Raw genomic sequence first — 26,228 nt, forward strand, 5'->3', positions numbered from 1 at the left:
CCCGCCTCACCTTGGTTCACATGCCGAAGATCACCATGCCTTGGTCGTCGATCCGCCATGCCGGGTTGAAGGCGATCTCCCAAGAGTGGTCGTCCGGATCGGCGACGTAGCCCCTAAACCCTCCGTGTGGGGGCGCATCTGCTTGCCGAAGGATTCGACCGCCCGAGCCTGCGAGCCGAGCTATCAACGGGGCGACGTCGTCTTGTTCGGGGACGTTATGGGCGAGGCTGAAAGCACCCGGACGCTTCAGCCCCTCCCTCTGCATGTCGCCCTCGAGGCCGCCGGCGAGCCAAGTCCCAAGCATGAGGCCGTTCATTTGATAGAAGACGATCTCTTCGTTCTCGAAGATGGGCGACCATCCGAACCCGTCCACGTAAAATCGTTTTGATCGCGCCAAGTCGGCGACGCTCAGAGTGATGACCGAAATCTGCTGTTGCATAGTCCACGTCCTTTGCTCGCAGCCTGCACCATGCAAGCCGCGTTGAAGGTCGGGGGACTCGCCGCAGGTAGCGACGGACAGACCCGCTTTCACGAGGACCGGGCTAACCACACCGATCTGCCTTTTTCGACGATCCCACAGTAGCGCGTACGGCTGCCTCGACAAAGTCGGCTTAGGGTCGGGAATAGGAATTGAAGCCCGTCCGAAATGCAGACTTTCGACCGCAGCGCCCGACAGAGGACCTTTCGAACTTCAGAGAGGGGTGGGAAGCGGACATCGTCCGAGGTATGAAAAGCGATGGTGGAGCCGCAGGAACCCGGTGAACTGAAAGAAGGCCTGGGGGCACCGCTTCTCAAGGTTCTTGCCGCCCGGTGCGGTCAACCGACTATCGTTCGAATGGCGAACGGTGACGAGCAACTTATCTCTGACGGGACGGCTTGGGGGCGAGACCTCGGTGATGTTTGGGAGCACGTCACCGCTGAATATTATCCGGCGGGACAGCAGACGGTCGCGTTCTTTTACATGTCCGACGTTGAAAGCCTGATCGATCCGGACACCCGACGAGTTCTCATCTCGCAGACACCCGCGCCCGGCGAAACCTGAATGCTCCAAAGTCCGCTAAGGGTCGAACACGGCCCTCTGCCTCTTCGCCGAAATCGCTCGTCTCAAGACGCGTCGGCGCTCTCATGCTATCCCCCGCCCCGTGTCCGACCGCCTGAAAACCTTCATACGCCAGCGCGCGGCCGAGCTCGGCTTCGATGTCTGCCGCTTCGCCTCGGCGGCCGACGCCTGGCCGGCGGGCGAGCGGCTGCGCCATTTCGTGGACGAGGGCCGGCATGGCGACATGGAATGGATGGAAACGACGCTGGATCGCCGCCAGCACCCCACCGCCATGTGGGACGAGGCCAGGACCGCCATCGTCCTGGGCATGAACTACGGCCCCGACGACAATCCGCTGGACCAGCTGGCCGACCGCTCGGCCGGATACATCTCGGTCTATGCGCGCGGCGACGACTATCACGAGGTCATCAAGGGCCGGCTGAAACAGCTGGCGGGCCAGATCGCGGCCCGCAACGGCGCCGACATCAAGGTCTTCGTCGATACCGCCCCCCTGATGGAGAAACCCCTGGCCCAGCGCGCCGGCATGGGCTGGCAGGGCAAGCACACAAATCTGCTCAGCCGCACCCACGGCAACTGGCTGTTCCTGGGGACCATCCTGACCGCCGCCGAGATCGAGCCGGACGCGGCCGAGACCGAACACTGCGGCCGTTGCACCGCCTGTCTCGACGCCTGCCCGACCAAGGCCTTCCCCGCCCCGTTCCAGCTCGACGCCCGGCGCTGCCTGTCCTACCTGACCATCGAGTTCGCCGATCCCTGGCCGGTCGAGTTCCGCACCCTGACCGGGTCGCGCATCTATGGCTGCGACGATTGTCTGGCGGTCTGTCCGTGGAACAAGTTCGCGCAAAGCGCCCGCGAGATCCGGCTGGCGCCCCGCCCGGCATTCCAAAGCCCGCGCCTGCACGACCTGCTGGCGCTCAACGACGCCGCCTTCCGCGCCCTGTTCACCAAAAGCCCGGTCAAGCGGATCGGCCGCGACCGCTTCCTGCGGAACGTCCTCTACGCCGTCGGCAACTCGGACGACGCAAGCCTGATCGCCCCGACGAAAGCCCTGCTGTCCGACCCCTCGCCCCTGGTGCGCGGCGCCGCCGTCTGGGCGCTGTCGCAACTGACGCCGCCCGGCGAGTTCGCGGCCCTGTCAGACGCGACGGACGAAACCGACCCCCAGGTCCTGGCCGAATGGCGCCGGGCGCAAACGCCTCAACCCGCATAGTCGCCGCGACGAACCGCAGCGATTTCAAAGCCCTGAAGACGACCAGCGACCGCTAACCTGCCGCCCTCGCGCGCTGGGCTATACTGCCCGCCTGGTCTTTGACATCCGCCGGAGAACTGCAAATCGCTCGCAAAAATCTGCACGAAAGTGCGCTCAAAAAATTCGCAGTGCACTTTTCCTCCCCATGAAATGGGGAGGGGGACCGCGAAGCGGTGGAGGGGCTCTTGACGCCCCACAGGCGCCTGCGATGCGGCGACAGCCCCTCCGTCACGACGCGAAGGCGCGCCGCGCCACCTCCCCACGAAGTGGGGAGGAGACGGATCGCGAGGGTCACCCCATCGCCGTGCCTGTACCCGATCCACCGCCCGGCACCTTGGCCACGTCCAGCAGTTTCAGCCGGAAGATCAGCACCGAATTCGCCGGGATCTTGGGGCTGCTCCGCTCGCCATAGCCCAGCTCGGGCGGCACATAGAGCAGCCATTCGTCGCCGACGCGCATCTTCTGCAGCGCCTCGGTCCAGCCCTTGACCACTTCCTCGGGCGTGAACACCGCCGGCGCCCCGCGCGCGAACGAGCTGTCGAACACGCTGTTGTCGGTCAGCTTGCCCTCGTAATCGACCTTGACCAGGTCGTTGCGGTCCGGGCTGACGCCGCTGGCCGGCCCCGCCTGCACCACCTTGTATTGCAGGCCGCTGGGCAGGGTCACGACGCCGTCGGCCTTGGCGTTCTCGGCCATGAAGGCGACCGCCTCGGCCTTGCCCGCGTTCGGATCGACCGGCTCGGCCTGGCCGCAGCCCGCCAGCAGCAGCACGCTCAACAGCGCCGCCTTACCCCATCCGAAGTTCATAGCCGCGTTCCTTCAAGGCCTCGCCGATCTCGTCGGCGTGGGCGCTATCGCGCGTTTCGACCATGATGTCGAACTCGGCGCCCTTGGCCGGCACGTCCAGCGCCAGACGGTTGTGGACCACGTCGATGATGTTGCCGCCCAGGCCGCCGATCACCGCCGCCATCGCCGACAGCATCCCCGGCCGGTCGTCGCCCAGGATGCGATAGACCAGCAATCTCCGTTCACGGACCATCTCGCGGTTCAGCACCACGGCCAGCATCCGCGCATCGATATTGCCGCCGCACAGCTCCAGCCCGACCTTCATCCCCTTGAACCGGTCGGGATAGGCCAGCAGGGCCGCCAGACCGCCCGCGCCCGCGCCCTCGGACACCGTCTTCTCATAGGTGACATAGGTGGCCACGGCCCGTTCGAAGTCCGCCTCCTCGCAGACGAACACCTCGTCCACCAGCGGGTCGGCCAAAGCGAAGGGGATGTCGCCCACGGCCTTGATGGCGATGCCCTCGGCGATGGTCTGGCCGGTGCAGACCGGCGGCAGGCCGGCCCGCCGCGCGGTGAAGGACGGGTAACGCGCGGCCTCGACCCCGAACACCTTGATGTCCGGCTTCATCGCCTTGGCCGCGATGGCGCAGCCGGCGATCAGCCCGCCGCCGCCGATGGGGATGATCAGGGCCTCGATGTCGGGCGCGTCCTCCAGGAACTCGATGGCGCAGACCCCCTGGCCCGCCACGATGCCCGCATCGTCGAAGGCCGAGACGAAGACATAGCCCTTCTCGACCTCCAGCCGCTGGGCCGCCTCGGTCGAGCCGGTGAAGTCCAGCCCCTCGATCACCACCGTGGCCCCGTGCGACCGGGTGCCGTTGATCTTGGCGAAGGGCGTCCCCTCCGGCATGACGATGGTCACCGGCACCCCCAGTCGTCCGCCGTGATAGGCCAGGGCCTGGGCGTGGTTGCCGGCGCTGGCCGCGACCACCCCGCGCCTGCGCTCCTCGGGGCTCAGCATCAGCAGCCGGTTCAGCGCGCCCCGCTCCTTGAAGCTGCCGGTGAATTGCAGGTTGTCGAACTTGACCCAGACCTCGGCCCCCGTCAGCTGCGACAGCTTCCTGGAATAGCGGGTCGGGGTGTGGTCGACCTGACCTGCGATCCGGGCGCGGGCGGCTTGGATGTCGGCGAAGGTGACGGTCATGCGGGCGTTTCCGAGCTGTCGCGCCTCGACGAATGGGCGCGTTGTTCGGGTCTGTTTCGCGCGTTGTCGGGTCCGGGTCCAGAGGCGGGCGTCTTGACCGTGGAAGTGGGAGGCCGGGTCTGCGATAGTGGGCGCGTCGTCCCCCCGACCGCGAAATCCCCCGGAGGAAAGCCCATGTCGATCCGCCCCTTCGCCGCCCCAGGCCTCGCCCTCGCCCTTACCGCCGCCGCCCTTTCGGCCTGCGCCCCCACGACCGGAGGCGGCCTGCCCTATGCCGGACCTGCGGCCTTCGACGAAGGCGATTTCGGCTGGTCCCAGATGCCCGGGCGCAACAGCATCGAAGGCCAGGTCGCCTTCGCCCAGGACGGCAAGACCTTCGCCTGCGTCGGCTCGGCCGGCCTGACGCCCGACACCCCCTACACCCGCGCCCGCTTCCGCACCCTATACGGCTCGACCGAGCGGGCGGCCGTTCCCGCCGCCGTGGTCCGCGCCCGCACCGTGCCGGACGCGAACGCCAACTACAGCGGCTATGTCCGCTCCGAACGCTGCGAGAACGGCCGCGTCCGCTTCGACGGCCTGCCGGACGGCGGCTGGTTCCTGATCGTGCCGGTGACGGCGGGCGATGCGCCTCTGGTGCTGATGCGCCACGTCCAGACGCGCGGCGGCCGGGTGGTCGCCGTCACCCTGTGATCCCCACGCCTGTTCTCACGAAGATGCGACCCCGGTAACGCGGATCGCCATCTTCTGACCACGAGCGCCCCGGACTGATCGCTTCTTCTGTGCGAGAGTTCGGGGAGCGTTTTCTTGTCCCAACACAATATCGTAGGCTCCGAGGCCTTTACACGAGGGCCATCGGTCATCATCCGCAAATACAAGGCGGGCGGCATGCGGCGGCGACGGTCCAAGACCATCGCAACCTTCATCGCCGGCGCGGGCGCGATGCTGGTGGTCGGCCTGATCACCGCCGCCGCCGTCTATGGACCGACCCTGGCCGGCGGCTGACGCCCGGCTGGCCCTCAGGCCAGCCAGACCATCATGCGGGTGTCCGCCTCGGCCCGACGCGCCCTGCTCCAGGCTCGGCGCGTCTCGCCGGTGTAGAGAAAGCCCGCCTTCTCCAGAACCCGACCCGAGGCCGGGTTGTCGGCGAAATGGCCGGCGACCAGCGCCCGGCGCTTCCACTTGCGGCTGGCCCAGACCAGGGCGGCGTCCAGCGCCTCGGTGGCGAAGCCCCGACCCCAATACTCCCGCCCGATCCAGTAACCCGTCTCGGGCACGCGATCCTCGCCCTCGAACAGGCCGATCACGCCGATCGGCCCCACGTCCTCATGGGCGATGACGAAGGTGTTGGCACGCCTGGGATCCTGGGACGCCACCTGCAGCACGAAGTCGTCGGCGTCACGCATCTGGAACGGATGCGGCATCCGCTTGGTCATGCGCGCGATGTCCAGGTCGTTGGCCAGGGCCGCGATGCGCGGCGCGTCCTGGGGCGCGGGCGCGCGCAGGACAAGACGCCGGGTCTCGACGACGGGAGAGGTTTCGATGACGCACATGGGCGTTGCCTCGGATTTTCAACCGTCTCCTTGAAGGGCTCGGACGGTCTTCGAGGCGGGGAAACGCAAACGGGGAGCCTGGTGATCCAGACTCCCCGCGGAATATAATCCCTGGTCCGGACCGGCTGCTTTCAGAAGCAACGCCGATCCGGGAAGGTCCAGATCGCGTTACTCGGCGGCCATCGCCTGAGCGGCGTCGTCATTGGCCGCGAGGATCGACACGTAACAACGGCCGCCCGCTTTCTTGGTGAATTTCACCGCGCCATGCGTCAGGGCGAACAGGGTGTGGTCGCGGCCCATGCCGATGTTCTCACCCGGGTGGAAGGTGGTGCCGCGTTGGCGCACGATGATGTTGCCGGCCAGCACGCGCTCGCCGCCATACTTCTTCACGCCAAGGCGCTTCGACTCGGAGTCGCGACCGTTACGCGACGAACCACCGGATTTCTTGTGAGCCATCTTGCCGCTCCGTCTTTCTTGGGGCGCTACCGGCCTTTCGGCCTACTTGAGCGCGTCCGTAACTAGGTCTGGCGCTGTGAGGCGCCGGTGAATGTCTTAGGCTTCGTCGCCGGCGGCTTCAGCCTTGGGCGCAGCCTTCTTCTTGGCCGGTGCCTTCTTTACGGGAGCCGAACTCTCGACCACGACGCCCTTGATCTCGGCGCCGTCCACGTCGGTCACGACCGTCTCGGTCGAACCCAGCGAAGAGGTCGCGTCACGGGCGGCCAGGTTGCGGGCCCGCAGGTTGATCTCGGCCTTGGTCGTCAGATCGACCTTGCCGTCCCACTTGGCGGTCTCGCCGGCGCCGTCGATGCCGGTGATGCGCAGGACCGATTCCATCTGGCGGTGGCCGTTGGTGCGGCGATAGCCCTGGCGACGGGTCTTCTTGAAGATCTTGATCTTCTCACCCTTGCGGGTTTCGACCAGGGTCGCACCGACGAAGGCGCCGTCGATCAGGGGAGCGCCCAGGGTCACGCCGTTGTCGCCGCCCAGCATCAGGACGCTGTCGAACTTCAGCTCCGAGCCGGCGTCGCCGTCGAGCTTTTCGACGACAATGGTGTCGCCCGGTTGGACCCGGTACTGCTTGCCGCCGGTCTTGATCACCGCGTACATGTTGAAGCCTCAGCGCAAACGCAAAAAAAGATACGCCGCCCAAGGACACCCCCGGCGGCGAAGAGCGGCGACATATACGGAAGGGTGTCCGAGAGTCAACGCCGAACCCGGCGGAAATTCAGCCCCGGACGGATTATCCCCCGCCGTTATGGCCCATACGGCCTCAGTCCCAGACTCAATCCAGGGCGCAGATGTCGGGCAGGCCGCGCAGGGCGCCGGCATGGTCCAGGCCGTAGCCGACCAGGAAGCGGTTCGGCGCCTCCCAACCGACGAAGTCCGGTTCCGGCGCACGGGGCGCGGGCCAGGGCTTTCTGGCGAAGACGCAGGTCAGGACTTCGGACGCGCCGGCCTCGCGGGCGATGCGCACCGCCTCGGCCAGCGACAGGCCGGTGTCGAACACGTCGTCCAGGATCAGGACGCGACGCCCGGCGATCGGACGCTGGAACGGCGCATAGACGTCGATGCGGCCCCGGCTGGTCTGTTCGTCGCCGTAGGAGGCCAGCCACAGGGCGTCGAAGCGAACGTTGCGCCCGACGCGCGACAGGGCGCGGGTCAGGTCGGCGGCGAACCACAGGCCGCCGGTCAGCAGCACGGCGGCGACGGTGTCGTCGTCGATCACGGGGGCGATGCGCTGGGCCAGGTCGGCGACGATGCGCGCCACCTCGGCCTCGGGCAAAAGAACGGTCGGCGTCGGGGAGGGATCAGCCATGATGCGAGGGCGATACCGCCTCACCCTGCCCCTTGTCCACAGCCCCCACGGGTCGCGCGTCGATCGGCGCGGCCGTGTTCGGGGCCTCGGCTCCGGGCGCCGTGGCCGAACGCAGCCCTTGGGCCGTCGCCGGCTGTGCTGCGGCGGGGGCGTGGTCGGACGTCAGTTCGGCCCCGTGAGCCGCAGCCTTCTTGTCGTCATCGTGCCCGGCGGTCGGCTTGCCGGAGACGGGAGCTGGGCTCATCGGAGCGAAATCGACGCCGATGCCGGCGCCGTGTCCGCCCGGATCGGGGATCAGGGCGGCGAATCCCTGGACCTTGCCCGGCAGGACGGGCGCGGCGTCGATCTGCACGATCTTGAAGCCCACCTCGGCGCCGTTGGCGTCCACCAGGGCGACGCGGACGGGCGGCGACACGATCTCGACGTCGCGCACGTTGCGAATGGCGCCGGACACCACGACCATGCCGGGGTGGCCGGGTGCCGCCTTGGCAGTCAGGGCCTCGAAGTCCAGCCCGACCGGGTTCACCGTCGCGCCGAAGAATTTGTAGGCCGAGGCCGCCTTGGGGAAGGCCTGGACGATCTCGACCCGGAACAGGAAGGCCGCCACGATCAGGCCGATGAAGACGCTGGCCAGACCGGCCCAGACGACGCCGTGGGCGGCGGCGCGACGCAGCTTTTTCTGGCGGTCGGCGCGGGCGCGGAAGGCGCGAGGCAGTTCGGGCGCAGGCGTCTCGGCCAGGCTGGCGGCGGTCGGCGCAGGTTCCGGTTCAGACGTGGTTTTTGGGGTGGAGGCGGCGGCTACCACGGGCTCAGGCGTCAGGGTCAGTTCCAGCGGTTCGTCGGGGGTCGCGCGCCACACTTCGCCGCACGACTGGCACCGCACCTTGCGGCCGTTCGTACCGACCGCGTCATCGGGAATGAAATAGCTGGTGGCGCAGGCGGGGCAGGTCAGTATCATGTGGCTGACTGCGAGGCTGTCGCCCCCTCCCGTAAGGCGCGACGCCGCGCCCTGTTCCTGAAACACATACCATGCCGTCCTCGCCCGCCGATTCCGCTCCCGTGTCCGAGACCGCCCGCCTGTCGGGGGTGGGTTTCGGCTATGCAGGCGCGCCCGACGTGCTGAGCGACATTAACCTCATTCTGCCGCGTGGCTCTTTCCACTTCCTTACCGGGCCTTCCGGGGCCGGCAAGTCTTCGCTGCTGCGCCTGCTGACGCTGGCGGACCGACCCCGAACGGGCAACATCCGCCTGTTTGGATCGGATGTCACGCGCATCGACCGCCGCGACATCCCGGCCTTTCGACGGCGCATGGGGGTGGTGTTCCAGGACTTTCGCCTGCTGGATCACCTGTCCGCCTTCGACAACGTCGCCCTGCCCCTGCGCCTGGCAGGCGGATCCGAAGCCGACTATGCCGCCGATGTGCAAGAGATGCTGAAATGGGTCGGCCTGGGTCGTCGGATGGACGCCCGGCCCCCGGCCCTGTCCGGCGGCGAGAAACAGCGGCTGGCCATCGCCCGCGCCGTCATCACCCGGCCCGGCCTGATCGTGGCGGATGAACCGACGGGCAGCGTGGACGCCGTCATGGCCGACAAGCTGCTGCGCCTGTTCCAGTCGCTGAACAAGCTGGGGGCCACCGTCCTGATCGCCAGCCATGACGAGGCCCTGGCCCACCGGTCGGGCGCGCGCGTCCTGCGACTGGACGCCGGGCGTCTGAGCGAACCGTCGCGGGCCGCCGCATGATCCGCCTGTCAGATTTCAGCCTGTCCAGCCGCCGCCCCGGCCTCTTGCCGCCCGCCGCGGCCGGCGAGCCGTGGCTGATGACCGTCATCGCGGTCCTGTGTTTCCTGGCGTGTCTGGCCGCCGTCGCCGCATCGGCTGCGGATCGCGCCGCGCACGGCTGGGCCCGGCAACTGGGCGCCGAGGCTACGGTGCAGGTGCGCCCCAGTGTCGGCGAGACCGGCGACACCGCCGCCGCCCGCGCGGCCGAAACCCTGTCGGGGGTGGACGGGGTGGAAGAAGCCGCCGCCCTGAGCCGCAAGGCGGCCGAGGATCTGCTGCGGCCCTGGCTGGGCGACGCCGTCCTGCCCGACCTGCCCCTGCCCCACCTGGTGACCGTCAGGCTGAACGCCCAGGCGCCGGCCAGCGCCGTCACGCTCAGCCGGGCCTTGGCCGAGGCCGGGCTGGACGCGACGGTGGACGATCACAGTCTGTGGCGCGGCGAGGTCGAGCGGTCCGCCGCCCTGATCACGGCCCTGGCCGGCGCCGCCTTCCTGGCCGTCGCCTTCGCCGCCGCCGCCGCCATCGCCTATGCGACCCGCGCGGGTCTGGCGGCCGGGCAGGGCGTGATCGAGACATTGAGCCTGAACGGGGCGACGGACGGCGCCATCGCCTGGCTGTTCCAGCGGCGATTCGGCCTGATGGCGGCGGGCGCGGGCGCGATCGGCGCCGGGCTGGCGGCGATCGTGCTGGCCTTCCTGAGATTCCTGGGCGGATCGGACGGGCTGTCGGCGGCGTTGCCGATCACCTGGAGCGACCTTGCGCTGCTCTCGCCATGCCCGCTGCTCGCGGCTACGGTTGCGGTTCTCGCCGCGAGATTCGCCGCCATGCGGATGCTGGCTTCGGGCAAGGATGGAGGAGGCGCATGAGACTGTTGAGCGTCATCGCCATCGCCGGCCTGATCTGGCTGGTCGGCCTGTTCGCCTTCGCCCATCGGGTGCGCGAGCTGACGCCCGCCGACGATCCCGCGCGCGCCGACGCCATCGTCGCCCTGACCGGTCCCTCGTCCGAACGGGTCAACACCGCCATCCGTCTGCTGGAACAGGGCAAGGGCGAGCGGGTGCTGATCTCGGGCGTCAACCGCGAGGTCCGCCGCCAGGAACTGCGTGAGCTGACGCCCGGCTCCAGCCGTCTGTTCAACTGCTGCGTCGATCTGGGCTTCGAGGCCGAGGACACCGTCGGCAACGCCCAGGAGATCGCCGCCTGGACACGCGCCAAGGGCTATCGCAGCCTGATCGTGGTCACCTCCGACTATCATATGCCGCGTTCGCTGGTCGAAATCCGGGGTCAGTTGCCGGGCGTGAAGCTGACGCCCTACGCCATCTCCACCCCGTCGCTGGACAATGTCCGCTGGTGGCGGGCGGCGGTGACGGCGCGGCGCATGACGCTGGAATATATGAAATATCTCGCCGTCCTGGGTCGTGAGGGCGTGCGTCGCATCACCCGCGACCAGCCCACTGCAGTCACGCCATCCACCGACACGTCTCCTGACGAAAAGGCCGCGCCTTAGTGAACACCCTGCGTTCCCTGCTCTTCACCGCCTGGCTCTATCTGTCGATGCCGATCATCGCCATCGGCCTGTCGCCCATCCTTCTGGCGCCGCACCGCTATGTTCAGGGTGTGTGTAAGCTGTGGGCGAAAATCGTCCTGTTCGGCTTGCGCTGGATCGCCGGGGTCAAGGTCGAGTTTCGCGGGCTGGAACACGCCCCGTCCGGCGCCGCTCTGATCGCCTCCAAACACCAGGGGATGCTGGACATCGTGGCCCTGCTGGCCGTGCTGCCGGACGCCTGTTTCATCATGAAGAAGGAGCTGATGCCCCTGCCCTTCTTCGGCTGGTTCGCCTGGAAGGCCAAGATGATCGCGGTGGACCGCGCCGGTCACGCCAAGGCGCTGAAGGACATGACCCGTCAGGCGCACGATCGCCTGGCCGAAGGCCGCCAGATCGTCATCTTCCCCGAAGGCACCCGAAACGATCCGGGCGTGCCCGGCGACTACAAGCCCGGCGTCGCCGCCATCTATCGCGATCTGGAAGGCCCGTGCTGGCCCGTCGCCACCAACTCCGGCGTTCACTGGCCGGCGCACGGCTTCCGCCGCTATCCCGGCAAGGTCGTGTTCGAATTCCTGGAGCCGATCCCGGCCGGGCTGAAACGCGGGGCCATGATGGCGTTGCTGGAAAGTCGCATCGAGACGGCTTCGTTGGCCCTGTTGGAGCCAAAGGCCCAGCTAGCGCATTCTGATCCGGCCTGAACTCCCCGCTCGGGCGTAAAATCCATGGAAACGCCCGATGCTTCGCCCTCTTCTGCTCTCCGTCGCCTTCGCCGCCGTGGCCGGTTCCGCCCTGGCCCAGTCGCAGCCTTATGAGCAGGTCGAGGCCCCCAAGACCTGGCGGGTCGAGGTCGGCGGCGGGATCACCCACGGCTTCAGCGCCACGGGCAATACGGGCGACGACATCAACTACACCGCCTGGGGTTCGGCCAACTACAAGGACGTGGTCTACGCCAACGGGCTGGACGGCCTGGGCTGGAACGCAGTCAAGAGCGACGACTTCCGCGCCGGCGCTCAGCTGCGCCCCCGCTTCTCTGCCGGCGACATCGAGGGCTCCAGCCTGGAACGCCCCGGCCTGGGCGCCGACGCCGCCCTGTATGCCTACAAGCGGTTCGGCGGGATCGTGGTCGGCGGCCGCATCGCCCAGGACGTCTCGGGCGACGACGCCGGGATGCAGTATTTCGCCTCGGTCGGCCATCAGCGCGTGACGCCGGTCGGCCTGCTGCGGGTCAGCGGCTATGTCACCGGCGGCGACGACAAACGCCTGCAACGCTATTACGGCATCACCGCCGAACAAGCGCCGGGCAGCGGCTATCAGCCCTATGAGGCGTCAGGCGGCCTGTCGGGCGCCGGCGCCGTCGCCTTCCTGGCCATTCCGGTCGGCAAGCGGTTCGGTCTGGGCGGTTTCGTCAACTACGAACAGCGCCTGGGCGACACCAAGGACAGCCCCCTGGTCGACGACGAAGGCATCTGGCGCGCCGGCCTGATCGGCGTGGTGCGGTTCTCCAGCGCGGACTGACGGTCGATCCGTCTCCTCCCTATCGCGCAGCGATGGGGAGGTGGCGCGGCGCGTCTTCGCGCCGTGACGGAGGGGTTCTGCGCCGCGCCACAGGCGCCTGTGGCGCGGCGCAGAACCCCTCCACCGCTTCGCGGTCCCCCTCCCCGCAAAGCGGGGAGGAGATGCGGATCAGGTCGCAGCGAACTCGCTCAGCGCGTCGATTACGGCGCGGTTCTGATCTTCGGTGCCGATGGTGATGCGCAGGGCCTGGGGCAGGCCGTAGCCGCCGACCGGGCGTACGATGATGCCCTTGGTGTTGAGGTATTCGTTGGCGGCGGCGGCGCGTTCGGGCCCGTCGAACATCACCAGCACGAAGTTGCCGGCGCTGGGCAGCACCTCCAGGCCGAAGCCGCGCAGGGCCTGGGTCAGACGCGGCTTCCAGTTCGAGACCAGCTCGCGCGACGCCGTCTGGTGCGCCTCGTCGGCCAGGGCGGCAGTCGCGGCCTCGACTCCCGGAACCGACACGTTGAACGGCAGGCGGATGCGGTCGATGGCCTCGGCGACCTTCACCGGCGCATAGCCGAAGCCGACGCGCAAACCGCCCAAACCGTGGATTTTGGAGAAGGTGCGGGTGACGACGATGTTCTGGGCGTCCTTGGCCAGCGGGAAGGCGGTCTCCCAGTCGGCCTCAGTCACATATTCCGCATAGGCCTCGTCCACGACCAAGATCACGCTCGCGGGCAGGGCGGCGTGCAGGCGGCGGATTTCCTCAGCCGTATTGTAGCTGCCGGTCGGGTTCGAGGGGTTGGAGACATAGACGATCCTGGTCCGGTCATCGACCTGGGCCAGCAGGGCGTCGACCTCGGCCTTGTAGTTCGGCTCGGGCGCCAGCTTGACCTCGGCCTCGCAGCCCAGGGCGCTGATGCGATAGGCGAGGAAGCCGTACTGGCCGCAGACGATGTTGTCGCCCGCCGTCAGATAGGTCTGGTTCAGCAGGGCGAAGACCTCGTCGGAGCCGTTGCCGAAGATCAGCCGTTCGGGCTCCAGCCCGTGGATCTCGGCTGCGGCGTCGCGCAGCTTGGTCGCGCGGCCGTCGGGATAGATGTGGATGTTCTTGATCGCGGCCTCATAGGCGGCGCGCGCCTTCTCGCCCGCGCCCAGCATGTTCTCGTTCGAGGACAGCTTCATCGGCTCGGCGACGCCGGCGATGGACGACTTGCCGCCGACATAGGGGGCGATGTCGAGGATGCCGGGTTTGGGGGCGGGCGCGTCGGTCATGGGAAACCTTGAACTAATAGATGGGGGCGGCGCCGATGACGCCGTTCAGGCGGCCGGGCGCGGTCTTCAGCCGCCCGTCCTCGGCCTGCACATAGCCCGTCAGCATGAACAGCTTCAAGCCGCCCGCCGCCGCCAGCGGATCGGCGACCAGTCCGGCCGCGCCCAGGGCCTCGACGATCTTGGTCTCGGACCAACCGCTGTCGGTGACCCAGAAGCTGCGGTCGTCGCCGGTCGGGCCGGAGGTTTCCCTGGAGACCACAAAGGCCTGGGGCCGGCCGCGTCGGTCGTCGGGCAGGGCGGCGACGATCTTCAGTTCGGGCCGGGCCAGCAGCCGCCCCCACCACGGCCGGTCGGGCGACAGGTCGATCACCGCGCGCGACCCGGCCTCGACCGCCTTCAAAGCGTCGTCCGCCGACATCGGTCGCGCGCCCAGACCATAGCGGTCGGTCGCCAGAGCCTGGGCCACGCCGCCGCAGACGACGACGGCCGCGCCGGTCGCGACCTCCAGCCGGCCCCACACCGCCTTGACCGCCCCCGCTTCGGCGGGCGATGCGCCATCCAGCAACTGACGCAGGGCGATGGCCGAGGCGTCGGCCCGGTCGCGCGGACCGGCCGCAACCCGCGCCCGCACCGCCTCGACCAGGGCGCGGTCCAGCGCCAGCAGGGCTTTATTCGTCTCGGGTTCGTCCAGCAGGGCCATCAGAACAACTTGGGCGCCGGGGCCAGGGGGAAGGGGCCGAGCCAGGTGCGACCGTCGCGGAACACCAGCGTCAGGGGCAGTTGCTCCTGGCCTGTGGCCTCGGCTGCGCCCGCCGCAGCGGCGGCTCCGGCCGCGCCGATCCGGTTGGCCGGCCCCTGCCGCGTCGCCATCAGCCCGGCCAGTGCGGGCAGAGGTTTCTGCGCCTGCAGTTCGACCTGTCCCGTCAGCCGTCCGTTCGCATCGGCTCTCAACACGTCGCTGCTGAGTGTTGCGCGGCTGTCGCCCGCCTGCAGGTCGCCGCGCACATTGCGGAACGTCCCGCCCGCCTTCGTCCAGGCAGAGAAGACCCCGGCCGCATCGCCGCCCGTCTTCAAAAGGCTGGCCTGGCCGATCACGGCCTCAAGCTGGGTGGTCAGGCGGCCGTCCTGGGCGAAGCCTTCGACCGGGCCGTCGGCGCGCCCCTGGCCGTCTACCAGGCGAAACATGATATCGACGTCGTCGGTCGGCGCGGTCGAGCCTTCCAGATGCGGCCGGGCGTAAAATTCGATCCGCGCGGCGCGGGCGATGGGGAAGGGTTCGGCGCCGGTCTGGGTCGTGAAGACCGGATTGACCATCTCCAGCGCCAGATTGGGCCAGCGCTGGTCGATGCCGCTGGCGCTCATGCGGATGGCGTCGCCCTTGACCGCCACCTCGCCCTTGCCGGCGCGGGTCAGCATCAGCCCCTGCGGCGCCACCACCACCCATTTTGTCGGCTGATAGGCATTGGCCTCGGCGTTCAGTTCGGCCGCATTGATCGCGTGCCCCGACGGCGTCTGCACAACCAACTGGGTCAGGCCGACACGGGCGCGGAAGGGCCAGCCGGTGATCGTCTTGTCCGCGAAACGCACGTCCCACCCGTCCTGACGCAGGGTCTGGACCTGGGCCTCCAGCCGCGTGTCGATCTGGCGCGTCAGAAATACCCACCAGCCGGTCCAGGCCGCCAGGGCGATCAGCACGAGGATGAAGGGCGCATAGAGGCCCTTGCGGCTGGGTCGCTTGGTGGTGTCGGTCATGCGCGATCCTATAGCGCGCCATTTCAAGCCGTTCTAGGCGGTGAGGTCGGCCAGCAAGCCGTCGGTCGCTCGCAGCGCCTCGTCCGGCGCGACGCCCAGCAACAGCCCGCGCTGACCCCCATTGATCAGCACCTGATCGAACAGGATGGCCGTCTCGTCCATAGCGGTCGGCACGGTCTTCTTCTGGCCGAAGGGACTGACCCCGCCGACCTTGTAGCCGGTCAGCCGTTCGGCGTCGGCGGGCTTCATCATCTGGGCCGATTTTCCGCCCAGCACCGCCGCCAGCTTCTTCATGCTGACCTCGCAGTCGGACGGCACGATGACGCAGGCGGGCGCGCCGTCGATCAGGACCATCAGGGTCTTGAACACCTGCTCGGGCGCCATGCCCAAGGCCTCGGCGGCCTGCAACCCCACGCGCGGCGCATCGGGGTCGTAGTCGTAGGGGAACAGGTCGAAGGCGACGCCGGCCCTGGTCAGGGCGACGGTCGCGGGCGTGGTCTTGGACATCCTACGTCGTCTCGGAATTCAGGAAACTGCGGGTCAGTTCGACCGCATCGGCCAGGCCCATGCGCTGGACCTCGGTGCCCGGCGGCAGGCTGGCGAACAGCCGCGTCGGTGTGGCGGCGTCCAGCATCAGGAACACCCCCTTGTCGTCGCCGCGCCGGATCAGCCGCCCGAACGCCTGGGCGATGCGAGCGCGGGCAAGCGCATCATCATAACCCTTCCCGCCCAGGCGTTCGCGCCGCGCCTTGTGCAGCAGGTCCGGGCGCGGCCACGGCACCCGGTCGAAGGCCAGGACGCGCAAGGACCGGCCCGGCACGTCCACCCCGTCGCGCACGGCGTCGGTGCCCAAGAGGCACGAGTTCTCCTCGACCCGGAACATGTCCACCAGCGCCCCGACCTCCAGCGGATCGACGTGCTGGGCGTACAGAGGCACGCCGGACTTCGCCAGATCCGGCCCCAGCCGCTCATAGACGGCCTTCAGCCGGCGGATGGCGGTGAACAGGCCCAGCCCCCCGCCCCCGGCCGCCAAGAACAGTTCGCGCATCGCCGCCGCCGTCTGGCGCGGATCGTCCTTGACCAGGTCGTTGACGACGATGACCCGGCTGTTGGTCGCATAGTCGAACGGGCTTTCGACCTTCAGGGTGCGCGGCGGATCGATCAGACGGGCCGATCCGGTCCGCATCCGCGCCAGGTCGAACGGATCATCCTGCATCGGATCGGACAGGGTCGCCGAGGTCACCAGCACCCCGTGCGACGGCACGATCACGGCGGCCTCCAGCGGCACGGTCGGATCGATCCAGTGACGCCGCAAGGCCACATCGTGGATGCGGCCGAACGCCGTCTCGGCCGACAGCCAGTCGACGAAGTCGGGATCGGGCTGATCGCCCCCGTCCTCCAGCGCCGCCAGCATGGACCGCCAGCCCGGCAGGGTCATGCGCGCACGACGGTCCAGCCCGCGCAACGCCCCCTCGATCCGCGATCGTTGCGAGCCGTCCAGTTCGGCCGCCTCGTCGTCGAGGATGTCCTCCAGATGCCGCGACAGGGCCAGCAGCGGCGCCTCCAGCGCGGCCAGGGCCTGGGCCGCCGCGCGGGCGGTCTCGGCGACCGGATCGGTGACGGGCTTCAGCGCGCATTCCATGCCGAACTCGGGTCCGCCGTAAGTATTCGTCTCGGCCGTGCGCGCGCGCAGTTGTTCCAAGGCGGCGGCCAGGAAGGCCTCGATCGGGCCGATGGGGTTGACCTCGCCCGAAGCCGGAGCGACGCGGCCCGACACGCCCTCGCCCGGAAGCGCGGCCGAGGCGCGGATGGCGTCCTGCAGCGCCTTCAGCGCCGCCTCATTGTCCCCGACCATGTCGCCCAGCCGCTGTTCCAGCCCGCGCCCGCGACGCCCCCGCCCCTCAGGCCCGCGGATCCAGCGGCGCAGCTCGGCCGCCTCCTGGCCCGATAGACAGGCGGAAAAGGCGCTGTCGGCGGCGTCGAACAGATGGTGACCCTCGTCGAAGACGATGCGTTTCAGGGCCGCCGTCTCGCCGTCCTGCTTCTGGCCCCGCGCCGACCGCGCGCCGTCGAAGGCGGCCTGGGTCAGCACCAGGGCGTGGTTGGCGATGACCAGATCCGCACGGCGGCTGGCGCGGATGGTCTTCTCGACGAAACAGCTGCGATAGTGCGGACAGGCGGCGTGGACGCATTCGCCCCGCCGATCCACCAGGTTCGCCGCCCCTGCCGCATGGGCGGCGGGCATGGCGAACAGGCCAGGCAGCCAGCCGGGGAAGTCGCCCCCCGTCATGTCCCCGTCGCGCGTATGCACCGCCCAGCGTCCGGCCAGCGCCAGGCCGATCAGGTCGCCGTTCCCCAGTTGGGCCGCCTGGACCATGTCCTGCAGGTTCAAGACGCACAGATAGTTCTCGCGCCCCTTGCGGATCACGGCCTTCTTCTTGCGCTCGGCCGGATCGGGCCACAGCGAATGGCTCTCGCGGTCTATCTGGCGTTGCAGGGCGCGGGTATAGGTCGAGATCCACGCCGCCCCCTGGTTCCGCTCGGCCCACAGGGAGGCGGGCGCCAGATAGCCCAGGGTCTTGCCCGTGCCGGTCCCCGCCTCGGCCAGCAGCACGCGCGGCCGCCCCTCCTCGTTGCGCGGCGAAAAGGCGAAGGCGGCCTCGGCGGCGTAGTCCGACTGGGTCGGCCGGGTCTCGTCCAACCCCGAGGCCTGCAACAGCTTCTCCAGCCGGATGCGCGCGCTCTCGCTGTCGACCGGGGCCGATCCCGCCTCGCCGCGCGGCGCCTCGTCCTCCCACTCCGTCAGGCGCGACCAGACGTCCAGGCCCGACCCGCGATGCTGGCGCGCCCGCACGCCGCCCGCCTCCAACGCCTGAACGACGCGCTCGCCCCAGGCCCAGCCCGCCCGCTGCATCGTCAGCGCCACGACATAGGCCGCCTCGCGCTCGGGATAGGCCGCTTCCGCCAGTTCTCGCAGCAACAGCCCCGCCGCCTCGCGCAGGGCCGACGCCTGCTCCTCCGCCGATTTCGGCTCGGCCAGGCCCAGCGACAGGGCCAGCCCCGTCGGCGACGGGGCGCAGAACCGCGCCGGCCGCACGAAGGCGTAAAGCTCCAGCACATCCATCAACTCGTGCGATCTGGGCGGCGGCGTCAGTCCCAGCCGTCGCGCCGTCAGCGAGGCGTGCGCCACCATCACCGACCCGGTCGTGAACACCCCCTCCGCCGCCCCGCGCCCGATCTTCCTCGCCCCTGCATCGTCACACACCGCACCCGCGCCCGGCGGGGTGGCGAGCGCCGGCGGCAACCCCGCCCACGGTTCGGCGCCGGTCAGGCGGGTTTCAGCAATGACGGATTCGTCGGACACGACAGATAGATAGCGATCCCAGGACCGAAACGGAACGGGAACATTTCATTGACCCCCACGCTAGGCGAGAGTATGGCCATAAATGATAGCCAGATTGGAGAACCGGCGATGAGCTGGAGCGTGGCGAAGGCCAAGGACAACTTCTCCGAGGTCATCCGAAAATCCCGAACTGAAGGCCCGCAGGAAATTTCACTGCACGGCGAAGCCGCCGCCGTGGTGATCTCCGCCGAGGACTTCCGACGCCTGAAAGATCCGCGTGCGTCGCGTGACTTCAAGGACTGGCTTTTGAACGGCCCGTCCCTGGAGGGTGTCGATTTGGAGCGCGACCGCCGACCGGCAAGGGAAATCGACCCCTTCTGATGTTCCTGCTCGACACCAACGTCATCAGCGAACCCAAACGCGCCCGTCCCGATGCGGGGGTGATGGCATGGTTGGCCGAACAATTGCTGTCTGACCTGCATCTCAGCGTCATCACCGTGGGCGAACTGCGACGCGGCATCGTCAGATTGGAGCCCGGTCGGCGTCGCGACGATCTGGATTACTGGCTGACGGATCTCGTCCTGAGATATGACGCCCGCATCTTGCCGGTTGATCTGGAGGTCACCGAGCGTTGGGCCTCCTTGGCCGAAACCGCTCGCGCCATGGGCCGTCCGTCGGAAATGACGGACGAGTTGATCGCGGCGACGGCTCATGTCCATGGCCTTACGGTGGTGACCCGAAATCTTCGCCACTTCGAACATAGCGGTTGCCGTCTGCTCTCGCCGTGGAGCGAATGACGGGCCTTCCCCCGCTCTTCGCCGACTGGTTCGCGTCGCGCGGCTGGTCGCCTCGGCGGCATCAGCTGGAGATGGTCGCGGCGGGTGAAGCGGGCCGGCATGCTCTGCTGGTCGCGCCGACGGGCGGGGGCAAGACGCTGGCGGGGTTTCTGCCCAGCCTGATCGACTTGGCGGAGCGCGGGCCGAGGCCGGCGACCGGGCCGGGGTCGGGGGTGCATACGCTGTATCTGTCGCCGCTGAAGGCCCTGACCACTGACGTCGAGCGCAATCTGATGACGCCGATCCGAGAGATCGGGCTGAACATCCACGTCGAGACGCGGACCGGCGACACCAAACAATCCAAACGCCAACGGCAGCGTGACTTCCCACCCGACATCCTGCTGACGACGCCGGAGCAGTTGGCGCTTTTCTGCGCCTGGGAAGGGGCGCGGTCCTATTTCGCCGACCTGAAATGCGTGGTGCTGGACGAAGTGCACGCGATCTGGAGCGGCAAACGCGGGGATCTGCTGTCGCTGGGCCTGGGGCGGTTGCAGAGCTTTTCGCCGGGGATGCGGCGGGTGGGGCTGAGCGCGACTATCGAAGATCCGGACCTGATCCGGGGGTGGTTGGCGCCAAATGATGTAGCTCAGAGCCCCTCCACCGCTTCGCGGTCCCCCTCCCCGCCAAGCGGGGAGGAGACGCAGACCGAACCGTCTCCTCCCCGCTTGGCGGGGAGGGGGACCGCTGGCGAAGCCAGGGGTGGAGGGGCTCTGGACACAGTAAGACTGGTCAAGGGGGACCCCGGCGCGCCCGCGGTGGTCGATGTTCTGATCTCCGAGGGCAAGGTCCCCTGGGCCGGCCATACCGGCCAGCACGCCATCCCCGAGGTCTATGCCGCCATCCAGCGCGCCAGCCTGGCCCTGATCTTCGTCAACACTCGGTGGCAGTCGGAGTTCGTGTTCCAGCAGTTGTGGGCGATCAACGACGAGAACCTGCCCATCGGCCTGCACCACGGGTCATTGGCGGCGGAGCAGCGGCGCAAGATCGAGGCGGCGATGGCGCGGGGGGATCTGCGGGCCGTGGTCTGCACCTCGACGCTGGATCTGGGCATCGACTGGGGCGATGTGGACCTGGTCATCCAGATGGCGGCGCCGAAGGGGTCCAGCCGCCTGGTCCAGCGGATCGGCCGCGCCAACCACCGGCTGGACGAGCCGTCGCGCGCCCTTCTGGTGCCCGCCAGCCGGTTCGAGATGCTGGAATGCCAGGCGGCGCGCGAGGCGGTGGCCGACAACGCCTTCGACTGGGAGCCGGTCCATATCGGAACGCTCGACACCCTGGCCCAGCACGTGATGGGCGTGGCCTGTTCCGAGGCCTTCGACATGCAGGCCCTGTACGACGAGATCGTCGGCTGCGGCCCCTATCGCGACCTGACGTGGGAACAGTTCGAGGAGGTGGTCGATTTCGTCGCCACCGGCGGATACGCCCTGCGGACCTATGACCGGTTCGCGCGGATCGTGCGCACGCAAGACGGCCGCTGGAAAGTCCGCAACCAGCACATCGCCCAGCGCCACCGCATGAACGTCGGCGCCATCGTCTCGGCCGGGACGCTGAACGTGCGCGTCGCGAGCCGCCGGGGCGGAGCGTCGCGCCAGCTGATCGGCGGGCGCAAGGTGGGCGAGGCCGAGGAGTGGTATTTCGAACAGCTGACGCCCGGCGACACCTTCCTGTTCGCCGGCCAGGTCTGGGCGTTTCAGGGCATCACCGGCACCGACGCCCTGGTCACCCACGCCAACGACAAGGACCCAAAGATCCCGTCCTGGGGCGGGTCGAAGTTCCCGCTGTCGACCTCGCTGGCCGACCGGGTGCGGACGATGATCCACGACCGCGACCACTGGCGCGTCCTGCCGCCCGACGTGCAGGAGTGGCTGGAGCTTCAGGAGACCCGTTCGGTGATTCCCAATGCGGAATCCATGCTGGTCGAGACCTTTCCGCGCGGCAGCCGGCATTTCCTGGTCGCCTATCCCTTCGAAGGCAATCTGGCGCACACGACCCTGTGCATGCTGCTGACGCGGCGACTGGATCGGATGGGCGTCGGGCCGCTGGGGTTCGTCGTCACCGACTATTCGCTGGCGATCTGGTCGATCAAGCCGATGGACCAGATCGACCTGGACGCCCTGTTCCAATCCGACATGCTGGGCGATGATCTGGAGGCCTGGCTGGAGGAAAGCTTCATGATGAAGCGATCCTTCCGCAATTGCGCCCTGATCTCGGGCTTGATCGAGCGCCGCCAGCCCGGCGCCGAGAAAACCGGCCGCCAGGTGACCTTTTCCACCGACCTGATTTACGACGTGCTGCGCCGCCACCAACCCGATCACCTGCTGCTCAAGACCGCCCGCGCCGATGCGGCGTCGGGACTGCTGGACGTGGCGCGCCTGGGGCAGATGCTGGCGCGGATCGAGGGCCGGATTCGGCATCAGGCCCTGACCCGCCCCTCGCCCTTCTGCGTGCCGGTTCTGGTCCAGATCGGGCGCGAGCGGGTGGGTGGTGACGCCGCCGAGATGATCCTGGACGAGAGCGCCGAACTTCTGATCGCCGAGGTCATGGACGACGCAGAACCCGGCGAGGCCGCATGAACGCCGCCCTGCGCCAGACCCTGTCTCCCGCCCGCAAGACCTGCGGTTCGCTGAGCGTGCGGATCGCGGGCGAAGCCTGCGTGCTGCGCTGTTCCGGGGCGATGTGGATTCCGGCCTACGGCGCCCTGATCGTCGCGGACCTTCACCTGGAAAAAGGGTCAGCCTTCGCCGTGCGCGGACAACTGCTGCCGCCCTATGACAGCCGCGCCACGCTGGAGCGACTGGAGGCCGAGATCGTCGATCTGGACCCAGCGATGGTCGTGCTGCTGGGCGACAGTTTTCACGACACGAAGGCCATCCCCCGCATGGCCGCCGACGACCGCGCGCGGCTGGACCGGCTGGCGGCGGGGCGCGACTGGCTGTGGCTGGAGGGCAACCACGACCGCGGGGCGCTCGCTCGGGATGCGAACGCCGCGACCCGCCTGCCCGGCCGCATCGTCGGCGACATGGTCCTGGGCGCGCTTCGCCTGACGCATGAGCCGGAACCGTTGACGGCCGACGACGACCGTCGCGGCGAGGTCGCGGGCCACCTGCACCCCGCCGCCCGCGTCGCCGCCTATGGACGCGGCGTGCGGCGGCCCTGTTTCGTCACTGACGGATCGCGGATCATCCTTCCGGCCTTCGGCGCCTTCACCGGCGGATTGAACGTGCGCGATCCCGCCATCGCCGATCTGTTCGCCGCCCCGCCCCTGGCCGCCGCCCTGGGACGGGACCGGGTCCACGCCCTGGACTGGACCGTGTTGAGATAGGACGTTCGTAAACCGTTCAGCACGTCGCTTCACCGCATCTTGGCGGACGGCGATGCAGGATGACGGCGGATCAACGTCACGGACGCCGCCTCATGCTCACGCCCCGCCGCATCGTCATGGCCGCCCGCCTCGGCTTCGCCCTGGCGGCCCTGGGCATGGCCGTCCTGATGCTGGGACCGTTTCAGGGGCTGGAGCAGATGTTCGGCCTGAACGACAAGGCCGCCCACGTCATCGCCTTCTATGGCCTGGCCAGCGGCCTGTTCCTGATCGCGCCCAGCCAGCGCCGCGACGACCTGGCCCTGTATGTCATCGCCGCTGCGTTCGGCGTCGAGTTGCTGCAAGCCCTGACCGGCCGCAGCGTCTCCATCATCGACTTCCTGGCCGGCGCTGCGGGTGTGGCCGCAGCCTGGGCGCCCGGGCGCATCGAACAACTTCGTCAGTCGTTCCGCCGCCATCCCGACCTGACCCTGAGCGACATCGACCGTCTGGACCGCCGCCTGCGCCGCCGCCGCGCCTCAACCGGCACTTCACCCGTGAGCGCCGTCCAGCGTCCCTAGGGTTCGAGCTCGATGTCCCAATAGAGATAGTCGAGCCAGCTCTGGTGCAAATAGTGGGGCGGGAAGCGACGGCCGGCGTCCTGAAGCTGCCAGGCGTTGGGGCGATAGGGATTGCGGCGGATCGGCATCATGGCCTGACGCGGCGTGCGGCCACCCTTGGCCAGATTGCAGGGGCTGCAGGCGGCGACGATGTTCTCCCAGGTCGTGCGGCCGCCATGCGAGCGGGGGATGACGTGGTCGAAGGTCAGTTCCTTGGATTCCCCGCAGTACTGACAGGCGAACCCGTCGCGCAGGAAGACGTTGAAGCGGGTGAAGGCGGGGTTGCGGTCCTGGTCCACATAGCTGCGCAGCGCGATCACGCTGGGAAGCTGCATCTCCATTGAGGGGGAGCGGACGACCTTGTCATACAGGGACACCACGTCCACGCGGTCCTGATAGACCGCCTTGACCGCCTCCTCCCACGGCCAGAGCGACAGCGGATAGTAGGACAGCGGCCTGAAGTCGGCGTTCAGCACCAGGGCGGGAAAGCCGGAGGGTGGTCGATGGAGAACCTGCATCAGGCCCTCCCGCGCGGACGGGGGGATATCGAGGCGACAGGAGTGAGGACACGTCTCCTTCCCTAGTCTTGCAGCAACAGCCTACGCGTGATTCCCGCTCATCGCCATGACCAGAGTGCAGCGTTTTCGTGACGTGAAGCCTCAGGCCCGGCTGGCGTGGGTCGGGAAGCCCGGCAGGGTCCAGCCCCAGCGCAGGGCGGCGGCGCGCAACAGGAAGCCGCACAGGGCCGCGACGATGGCGGCAGGCCAGATCGGCATGCCGGGCGCGCGCAGGGCGATATAGACCGTCGCCGCCAATATGGCCGCCGTGACGTTGATCTCTCGCCGCAGCAGGATCGACGGCTGACCCGCCAGGGTGTCGCGCACCACCCCGCCGAAACAGGCCGTCAGCGTGCCCATGACGATGCAGATCAGGGCCGGCGCGCCCGCCGCCTCGGCCTTGGCGGCGCCCATGACGCCATAGGCCGCCAAGCCTACCGCATCCAGCCACAGCAGGGCGCGGAACCGCCAGTCGCGCTGGCCCACCAGCCACAGGGCAGTCGAGGCGAACAGGCAGACCGCCAGATAGCGCCAGTCCTGAACCCAGAAGACCGGCAGGCCCAGCAGCAGGTCGCGCAGCGTCCCGCCGCCAACGCCGGTGATGGCCCCGAAGAAGGCGAAGGTGACCACGTCGTGCTTCTCGCGCGCGGCGGCCAGGGCGCCGGTCGCGGCGAACACCGCGACGCCGGCGAAGTCCAGCGCCGACAGCACAGTCTGGGGATTGCGCAAAGGTTCGGTCAGGACGGGATCGAGCGGGGTCATAGCGCAGCCTCCAGAACGATCTCGCCGCGCTTGACGCCAGTGTACCAGGCCCACAGCAGATGGGTCGCTACCGCGCGATAGGGCCGCCAGATCTCGGCGCGGGCATAGGCGGCCTTCTGGTCCGGTCGCACCTCGGCGCCATCGGCCCAGCGGATCGCCTCCTGCAGCGCCACGTCGCCGCCGGGGAAGACATCCAGCCGCCCTTCGCACATCAGCAGATAGGCCTCGGCCGTCCACAGCCCCACGCCCTTCAGCGCCGTCAGGGCGGCGATGGCCGCTTCGTCGTCGAGGCTGGCCAGATGCTCCAGATCGATCTCGCCGGCGATCTGGGCCCGCGCGATGCCCTGACCATAGGTGGCCTTCTGGCGCGACAGACCCATGCCCCGCAGTTGATCCAGATCGTGCGCCAGCAACAGCTCGGGCGTGATCCCGCCCATGCCATTACGCAGTCGCGCCCAGACCGAGGCGGCCGAGGCCACCGACACCTGCTGCTCCACGATCATGCGGAACAGCCCTTCGAACCCACCGACCCGCAGCCGCCATTCAAACGCCGGCGTCTGCGCATGCACCCGCGCCAGCGCCGGATCGGCGGCGACCAGCGCCTCGCGCGCGGCGGCGATGTCCTGGGGCGTGGGCTGAGGCGGCATGGCCTACCTATGACCTGCTCAGGCGCTCAAGGAAATGGAGGCGCTGGCGGATTTCGGCTGGCGACAGCGTGATGTAATAACTATTATTGGTCGGTCGATTGAGGATGCCGCCATGACCATGACTGTCGAACTGGGTGCGCTGGAACAGGTGGTGGACCGTCTGGTCCGCGACGGCCGATACGGCTCCAAGAGCGAGGTGCTGCGCACCGGCGTGCGATTGGTGCAGGAGCATGAGGCCCGACTGGCGGCCCTGCTGGGCAAGCTGGAAGAGGGAATAAAGGCGGCTGACGAAGGGCGCGTCCGGCCTCTCGAAGACGTTCGCGCCGAGATGCTGGCGCGGTTTGGAACGGCCGTCGACGAATGAAGGTCGTCATCACGGAACCAGCCCAAGACGACATTCGGGAGATCGGCGAATATGTTCGACAGGACAGCCCTGCCGCCGCTTCACGACTGGTCGAACGCCTGCTGACCGCGTGCAGCAAACTGGCGCTTCATCCCAACCGCTATCCCTCGGCTGTTGGGCTCGACCTGAGAAGGCGGCCTCATGGTTCATATTTGATCTTCTATCGCGTCGGCTCCGTCATAGAGATCGTCCGCATTCTTCACGCCGCCCGCGACTGGACGCATCTGCTGGCCTCGGACGACGACTGA

32 protein-coding genes are annotated in these 26,228 nt (G+C 68.6%); 16 read left to right on the forward strand and 16 right to left on the reverse strand.

Going from position 1 to position 26,228, the window contains the following annotated elements; all coding sequences use genetic code 11:
- Positions 1–16: 16 nt before the first annotated feature.
- Positions 17–439, reverse strand: a complete 423-nt coding sequence (locus EGY25_RS04645; protein ID WP_135193870.1) for a VOC family protein — start codon at positions 437–439, stop codon at positions 17–19.
- A gap of 297 nt (positions 440–736) precedes the next feature.
- Here EGY25_RS04645 and EGY25_RS04650 point away from each other — a divergent pair, with 297 nt between their 5' ends.
- Entirely contained in the window at positions 737–1,042 is a 306-nt protein-coding gene (locus EGY25_RS04650; RefSeq protein WP_135193871.1) for a hypothetical protein, read from the forward strand.
- Between the two features lie 100 nt (positions 1,043–1,142).
- On the forward strand, positions 1,143–2,270 hold the full coding sequence (gene queG, locus EGY25_RS04655) for a tRNA epoxyqueuosine(34) reductase QueG (RefSeq protein ID WP_135193872.1): 1,128 nt from the start codon (positions 1,143–1,145) through the stop codon (positions 2,268–2,270).
- A 330-nt stretch (positions 2,271–2,600) separates the two neighbouring features.
- Here queG and EGY25_RS04660 read toward each other — a convergent pair whose 3' ends face one another.
- Complete coding sequence (locus tag EGY25_RS04660; protein ID WP_135193873.1) at positions 2,601–3,116, reverse strand: FKBP-type peptidyl-prolyl cis-trans isomerase; 516 nt, start codon at positions 3,114–3,116, stop codon at positions 2,601–2,603.
- Positions 3,097–4,299 (reverse strand): threonine ammonia-lyase, encoded by a 1,203-nt coding sequence (locus EGY25_RS04665; RefSeq protein ID WP_135193874.1) that lies wholly within the window; start codon positions 4,297–4,299, stop codon positions 3,097–3,099. Before EGY25_RS04665 ends, EGY25_RS04660 begins: the two co-directional genes overlap by 20 nt.
- Before the next feature lie 174 nt (positions 4,300–4,473).
- On the opposite strand from EGY25_RS04665, the gene EGY25_RS04670 reads away from it, so the two are divergent.
- Positions 4,474–4,989, forward strand: a complete 516-nt coding sequence (locus EGY25_RS04670) for a hypothetical protein (protein WP_135193875.1) — start codon at positions 4,474–4,476, stop codon at positions 4,987–4,989.
- Positions 4,990–5,103: 114 nt separating this feature from the next.
- Complete coding sequence (locus EGY25_RS04675) at positions 5,104–5,301, forward strand: hypothetical protein (protein ID WP_135193876.1); 198 nt, start codon at positions 5,104–5,106, stop codon at positions 5,299–5,301.
- Positions 5,302–5,315: 14 nt separating this feature from the next.
- Here the strand turns inward: EGY25_RS04675 and EGY25_RS04680 are convergent, their stop codons facing one another.
- The 5 genes from EGY25_RS04680 to EGY25_RS04700 form a co-directional block, all read right to left on the reverse strand.
- Positions 5,316–5,849 (reverse strand): GNAT family N-acetyltransferase, encoded by a 534-nt coding sequence (locus tag EGY25_RS04680; RefSeq protein WP_135193877.1) that lies wholly within the window; start codon positions 5,847–5,849, stop codon positions 5,316–5,318.
- 168 nt (positions 5,850–6,017) lie between these two features.
- Complete coding sequence (gene rpmA / locus EGY25_RS04685) at positions 6,018–6,305, reverse strand: 50S ribosomal protein L27 (RefSeq protein ID WP_135193878.1); 288 nt, start codon at positions 6,303–6,305, stop codon at positions 6,018–6,020.
- A 96-nt stretch (positions 6,306–6,401) separates the two neighbouring features.
- On the reverse strand, positions 6,402–6,956 hold the full coding sequence (rplU, locus tag EGY25_RS04690) for a 50S ribosomal protein L21 (RefSeq protein WP_135193879.1): 555 nt from the start codon (positions 6,954–6,956) through the stop codon (positions 6,402–6,404).
- 175 nt (positions 6,957–7,131) lie between these two features.
- Complete coding sequence (locus tag EGY25_RS04695; protein WP_135193880.1) at positions 7,132–7,665, reverse strand: phosphoribosyltransferase; 534 nt, start codon at positions 7,663–7,665, stop codon at positions 7,132–7,134.
- A complete protein-coding gene (locus EGY25_RS04700) occupies positions 7,658–8,623 on the reverse strand; it encodes an MJ0042-type zinc finger domain-containing protein (RefSeq protein ID WP_135193881.1) in 966 nt (321 codons plus the stop codon). Before EGY25_RS04700 ends, EGY25_RS04695 begins: the two co-directional genes overlap by 8 nt.
- Positions 8,624–8,694: 71 nt before the next feature.
- Here EGY25_RS04700 and EGY25_RS04705 point away from each other — a divergent pair, with 71 nt between their 5' ends.
- The 5 genes from EGY25_RS04705 to EGY25_RS04725 are packed head-to-tail and all read left to right on the forward strand — an operon-like array spanning position 8,695 to position 12,505.
- The gene (locus tag EGY25_RS04705; protein WP_135193882.1) at positions 8,695–9,405 is read left to right on the forward strand and encodes a cell division ATP-binding protein FtsE; all 711 of its coding nucleotides are present in this window, start codon (positions 8,695–8,697) and stop codon (positions 9,403–9,405) included.
- Entirely contained in the window at positions 9,402–10,310 is a 909-nt protein-coding gene (locus EGY25_RS04710; protein ID WP_135193883.1) for a cell division protein FtsX, read from the forward strand. Before EGY25_RS04705 ends, EGY25_RS04710 begins: the two co-directional genes overlap by 4 nt.
- A complete protein-coding gene (locus EGY25_RS04715) occupies positions 10,307–10,951 on the forward strand; it encodes a YdcF family protein (protein ID WP_135193884.1) in 645 nt (214 codons plus the stop codon). The genes EGY25_RS04710 and EGY25_RS04715 overlap by 4 nt, the downstream gene beginning before the upstream one ends.
- Positions 10,951–11,688, forward strand: a complete 738-nt coding sequence (locus EGY25_RS04720) for a lysophospholipid acyltransferase family protein (RefSeq protein WP_135193885.1) — start codon at positions 10,951–10,953, stop codon at positions 11,686–11,688. Before EGY25_RS04715 ends, EGY25_RS04720 begins: the two co-directional genes overlap by 1 nt.
- Positions 11,689–11,725: 37 nt before the next feature.
- Positions 11,726–12,505 (forward strand): MipA/OmpV family protein, encoded by a 780-nt coding sequence (locus EGY25_RS04725; RefSeq protein ID WP_135193886.1) that lies wholly within the window; start codon positions 11,726–11,728, stop codon positions 12,503–12,505.
- Between the two features lie 168 nt (positions 12,506–12,673).
- Here the strand turns inward: EGY25_RS04725 and hisC are convergent, their stop codons facing one another.
- From hisC to EGY25_RS04750, 5 genes are read right to left on the reverse strand one after another with little or no spacing between them, the layout of a single operon-like run.
- Entirely contained in the window at positions 12,674–13,762 is a 1,089-nt protein-coding gene (gene hisC, locus EGY25_RS04730) for a histidinol-phosphate transaminase (RefSeq protein WP_135193887.1), read from the reverse strand.
- A 13-nt stretch (positions 13,763–13,775) separates the two neighbouring features.
- Positions 13,776–14,462, reverse strand: coding sequence for a hypothetical protein (locus EGY25_RS04735; protein ID WP_135193888.1), 687 nt, complete (start codon positions 14,460–14,462; stop codon positions 13,776–13,778).
- The gene (locus EGY25_RS04740; protein WP_135193889.1) at positions 14,462–15,514 is read right to left on the reverse strand and encodes a DUF2125 domain-containing protein; all 1,053 of its coding nucleotides are present in this window, start codon (positions 15,512–15,514) and stop codon (positions 14,462–14,464) included. The genes EGY25_RS04735 and EGY25_RS04740 overlap by 1 nt, the downstream gene beginning before the upstream one ends.
- 33 nt (positions 15,515–15,547) lie before the next feature.
- A complete protein-coding gene (gene ybaK, locus EGY25_RS04745) occupies positions 15,548–16,021 on the reverse strand; it encodes a Cys-tRNA(Pro) deacylase (RefSeq protein WP_135193890.1) in 474 nt (157 codons plus the stop codon).
- Position 16,022: 1 nt separating this feature from the next.
- Positions 16,023–18,878 (reverse strand): ATP-dependent DNA helicase, encoded by a 2,856-nt coding sequence (locus EGY25_RS04750; protein WP_135193891.1) that lies wholly within the window; start codon positions 18,876–18,878, stop codon positions 16,023–16,025.
- Between the two features lie 120 nt (positions 18,879–18,998).
- Here EGY25_RS04750 and EGY25_RS04755 point away from each other — a divergent pair, with 120 nt between their 5' ends.
- The 5 genes from EGY25_RS04755 to EGY25_RS04775 all read left to right on the forward strand — a co-directional run bounded on the left by EGY25_RS04755 (position 18,999) and on the right by EGY25_RS04775 (position 23,572).
- Positions 18,999–19,238 carry a type II toxin-antitoxin system Phd/YefM family antitoxin gene (locus EGY25_RS04755; protein WP_167762485.1) on the forward strand — a complete coding sequence of 80 codons (240 nt, stop codon included), beginning with the start codon at positions 18,999–19,001 and terminating at the stop codon, positions 19,236–19,238.
- Positions 19,238–19,654, forward strand: coding sequence for a type II toxin-antitoxin system VapC family toxin (locus EGY25_RS04760; RefSeq protein ID WP_135193893.1), 417 nt, complete (start codon positions 19,238–19,240; stop codon positions 19,652–19,654). Before EGY25_RS04755 ends, EGY25_RS04760 begins: the two co-directional genes overlap by 1 nt.
- A complete protein-coding gene (locus EGY25_RS04765; RefSeq protein ID WP_135193894.1) occupies positions 19,651–22,266 on the forward strand; it encodes a ligase-associated DNA damage response DEXH box helicase in 2,616 nt (871 codons plus the stop codon). Before EGY25_RS04760 ends, EGY25_RS04765 begins: the two co-directional genes overlap by 4 nt.
- Positions 22,263–23,015 carry a ligase-associated DNA damage response endonuclease PdeM gene (pdeM, locus tag EGY25_RS04770; protein ID WP_135193895.1) on the forward strand — a complete coding sequence of 251 codons (753 nt, stop codon included), beginning with the start codon at positions 22,263–22,265 and terminating at the stop codon, positions 23,013–23,015. The genes EGY25_RS04765 and pdeM overlap by 4 nt, the downstream gene beginning before the upstream one ends.
- Before the next feature lie 92 nt (positions 23,016–23,107).
- Positions 23,108–23,572, forward strand: coding sequence for a hypothetical protein (locus EGY25_RS04775; RefSeq protein ID WP_135193896.1), 465 nt, complete (start codon positions 23,108–23,110; stop codon positions 23,570–23,572).
- Here the strand turns inward: EGY25_RS04775 and EGY25_RS04780 are convergent.
- From EGY25_RS04780 to EGY25_RS04790, 3 genes are all read right to left on the reverse strand, one after another.
- Positions 23,569–24,129, reverse strand: coding sequence for an HNH endonuclease (locus tag EGY25_RS04780; protein WP_135193897.1), 561 nt, complete (start codon positions 24,127–24,129; stop codon positions 23,569–23,571). The genes EGY25_RS04775 and EGY25_RS04780 overlap by 4 nt on opposite strands.
- Before the next feature lie 141 nt (positions 24,130–24,270).
- Positions 24,271–24,930, reverse strand: a complete 660-nt coding sequence (locus EGY25_RS04785; RefSeq protein WP_135193898.1) for a trimeric intracellular cation channel family protein — start codon at positions 24,928–24,930, stop codon at positions 24,271–24,273.
- The gene (locus tag EGY25_RS04790) at positions 24,927–25,577 is read right to left on the reverse strand and encodes a DNA-3-methyladenine glycosylase family protein (RefSeq protein ID WP_135193899.1); all 651 of its coding nucleotides are present in this window, start codon (positions 25,575–25,577) and stop codon (positions 24,927–24,929) included. Before EGY25_RS04790 ends, EGY25_RS04785 begins: the two co-directional genes overlap by 4 nt.
- 112 nt (positions 25,578–25,689) lie before the next feature.
- Between EGY25_RS04790 and EGY25_RS04795 the strand changes: the two genes are divergently transcribed.
- Both EGY25_RS04795 and EGY25_RS04800 read left to right on the forward strand, forming a co-directional pair.
- Entirely contained in the window at positions 25,690–25,941 is a 252-nt protein-coding gene (locus EGY25_RS04795) for a type II toxin-antitoxin system ParD family antitoxin (RefSeq protein WP_135193900.1), read from the forward strand.
- Positions 25,938–26,228, forward strand: a complete 291-nt coding sequence (locus EGY25_RS04800) for a type II toxin-antitoxin system RelE/ParE family toxin (RefSeq protein ID WP_135193901.1) — start codon at positions 25,938–25,940, stop codon at positions 26,226–26,228. Before EGY25_RS04795 ends, EGY25_RS04800 begins: the two co-directional genes overlap by 4 nt.

This window comes from Brevundimonas intermedia (assembly GCF_004614235.1).
Lineage (GTDB): Bacteria > Pseudomonadota > Alphaproteobacteria > Caulobacterales > Caulobacteraceae > Brevundimonas > Brevundimonas intermedia_A.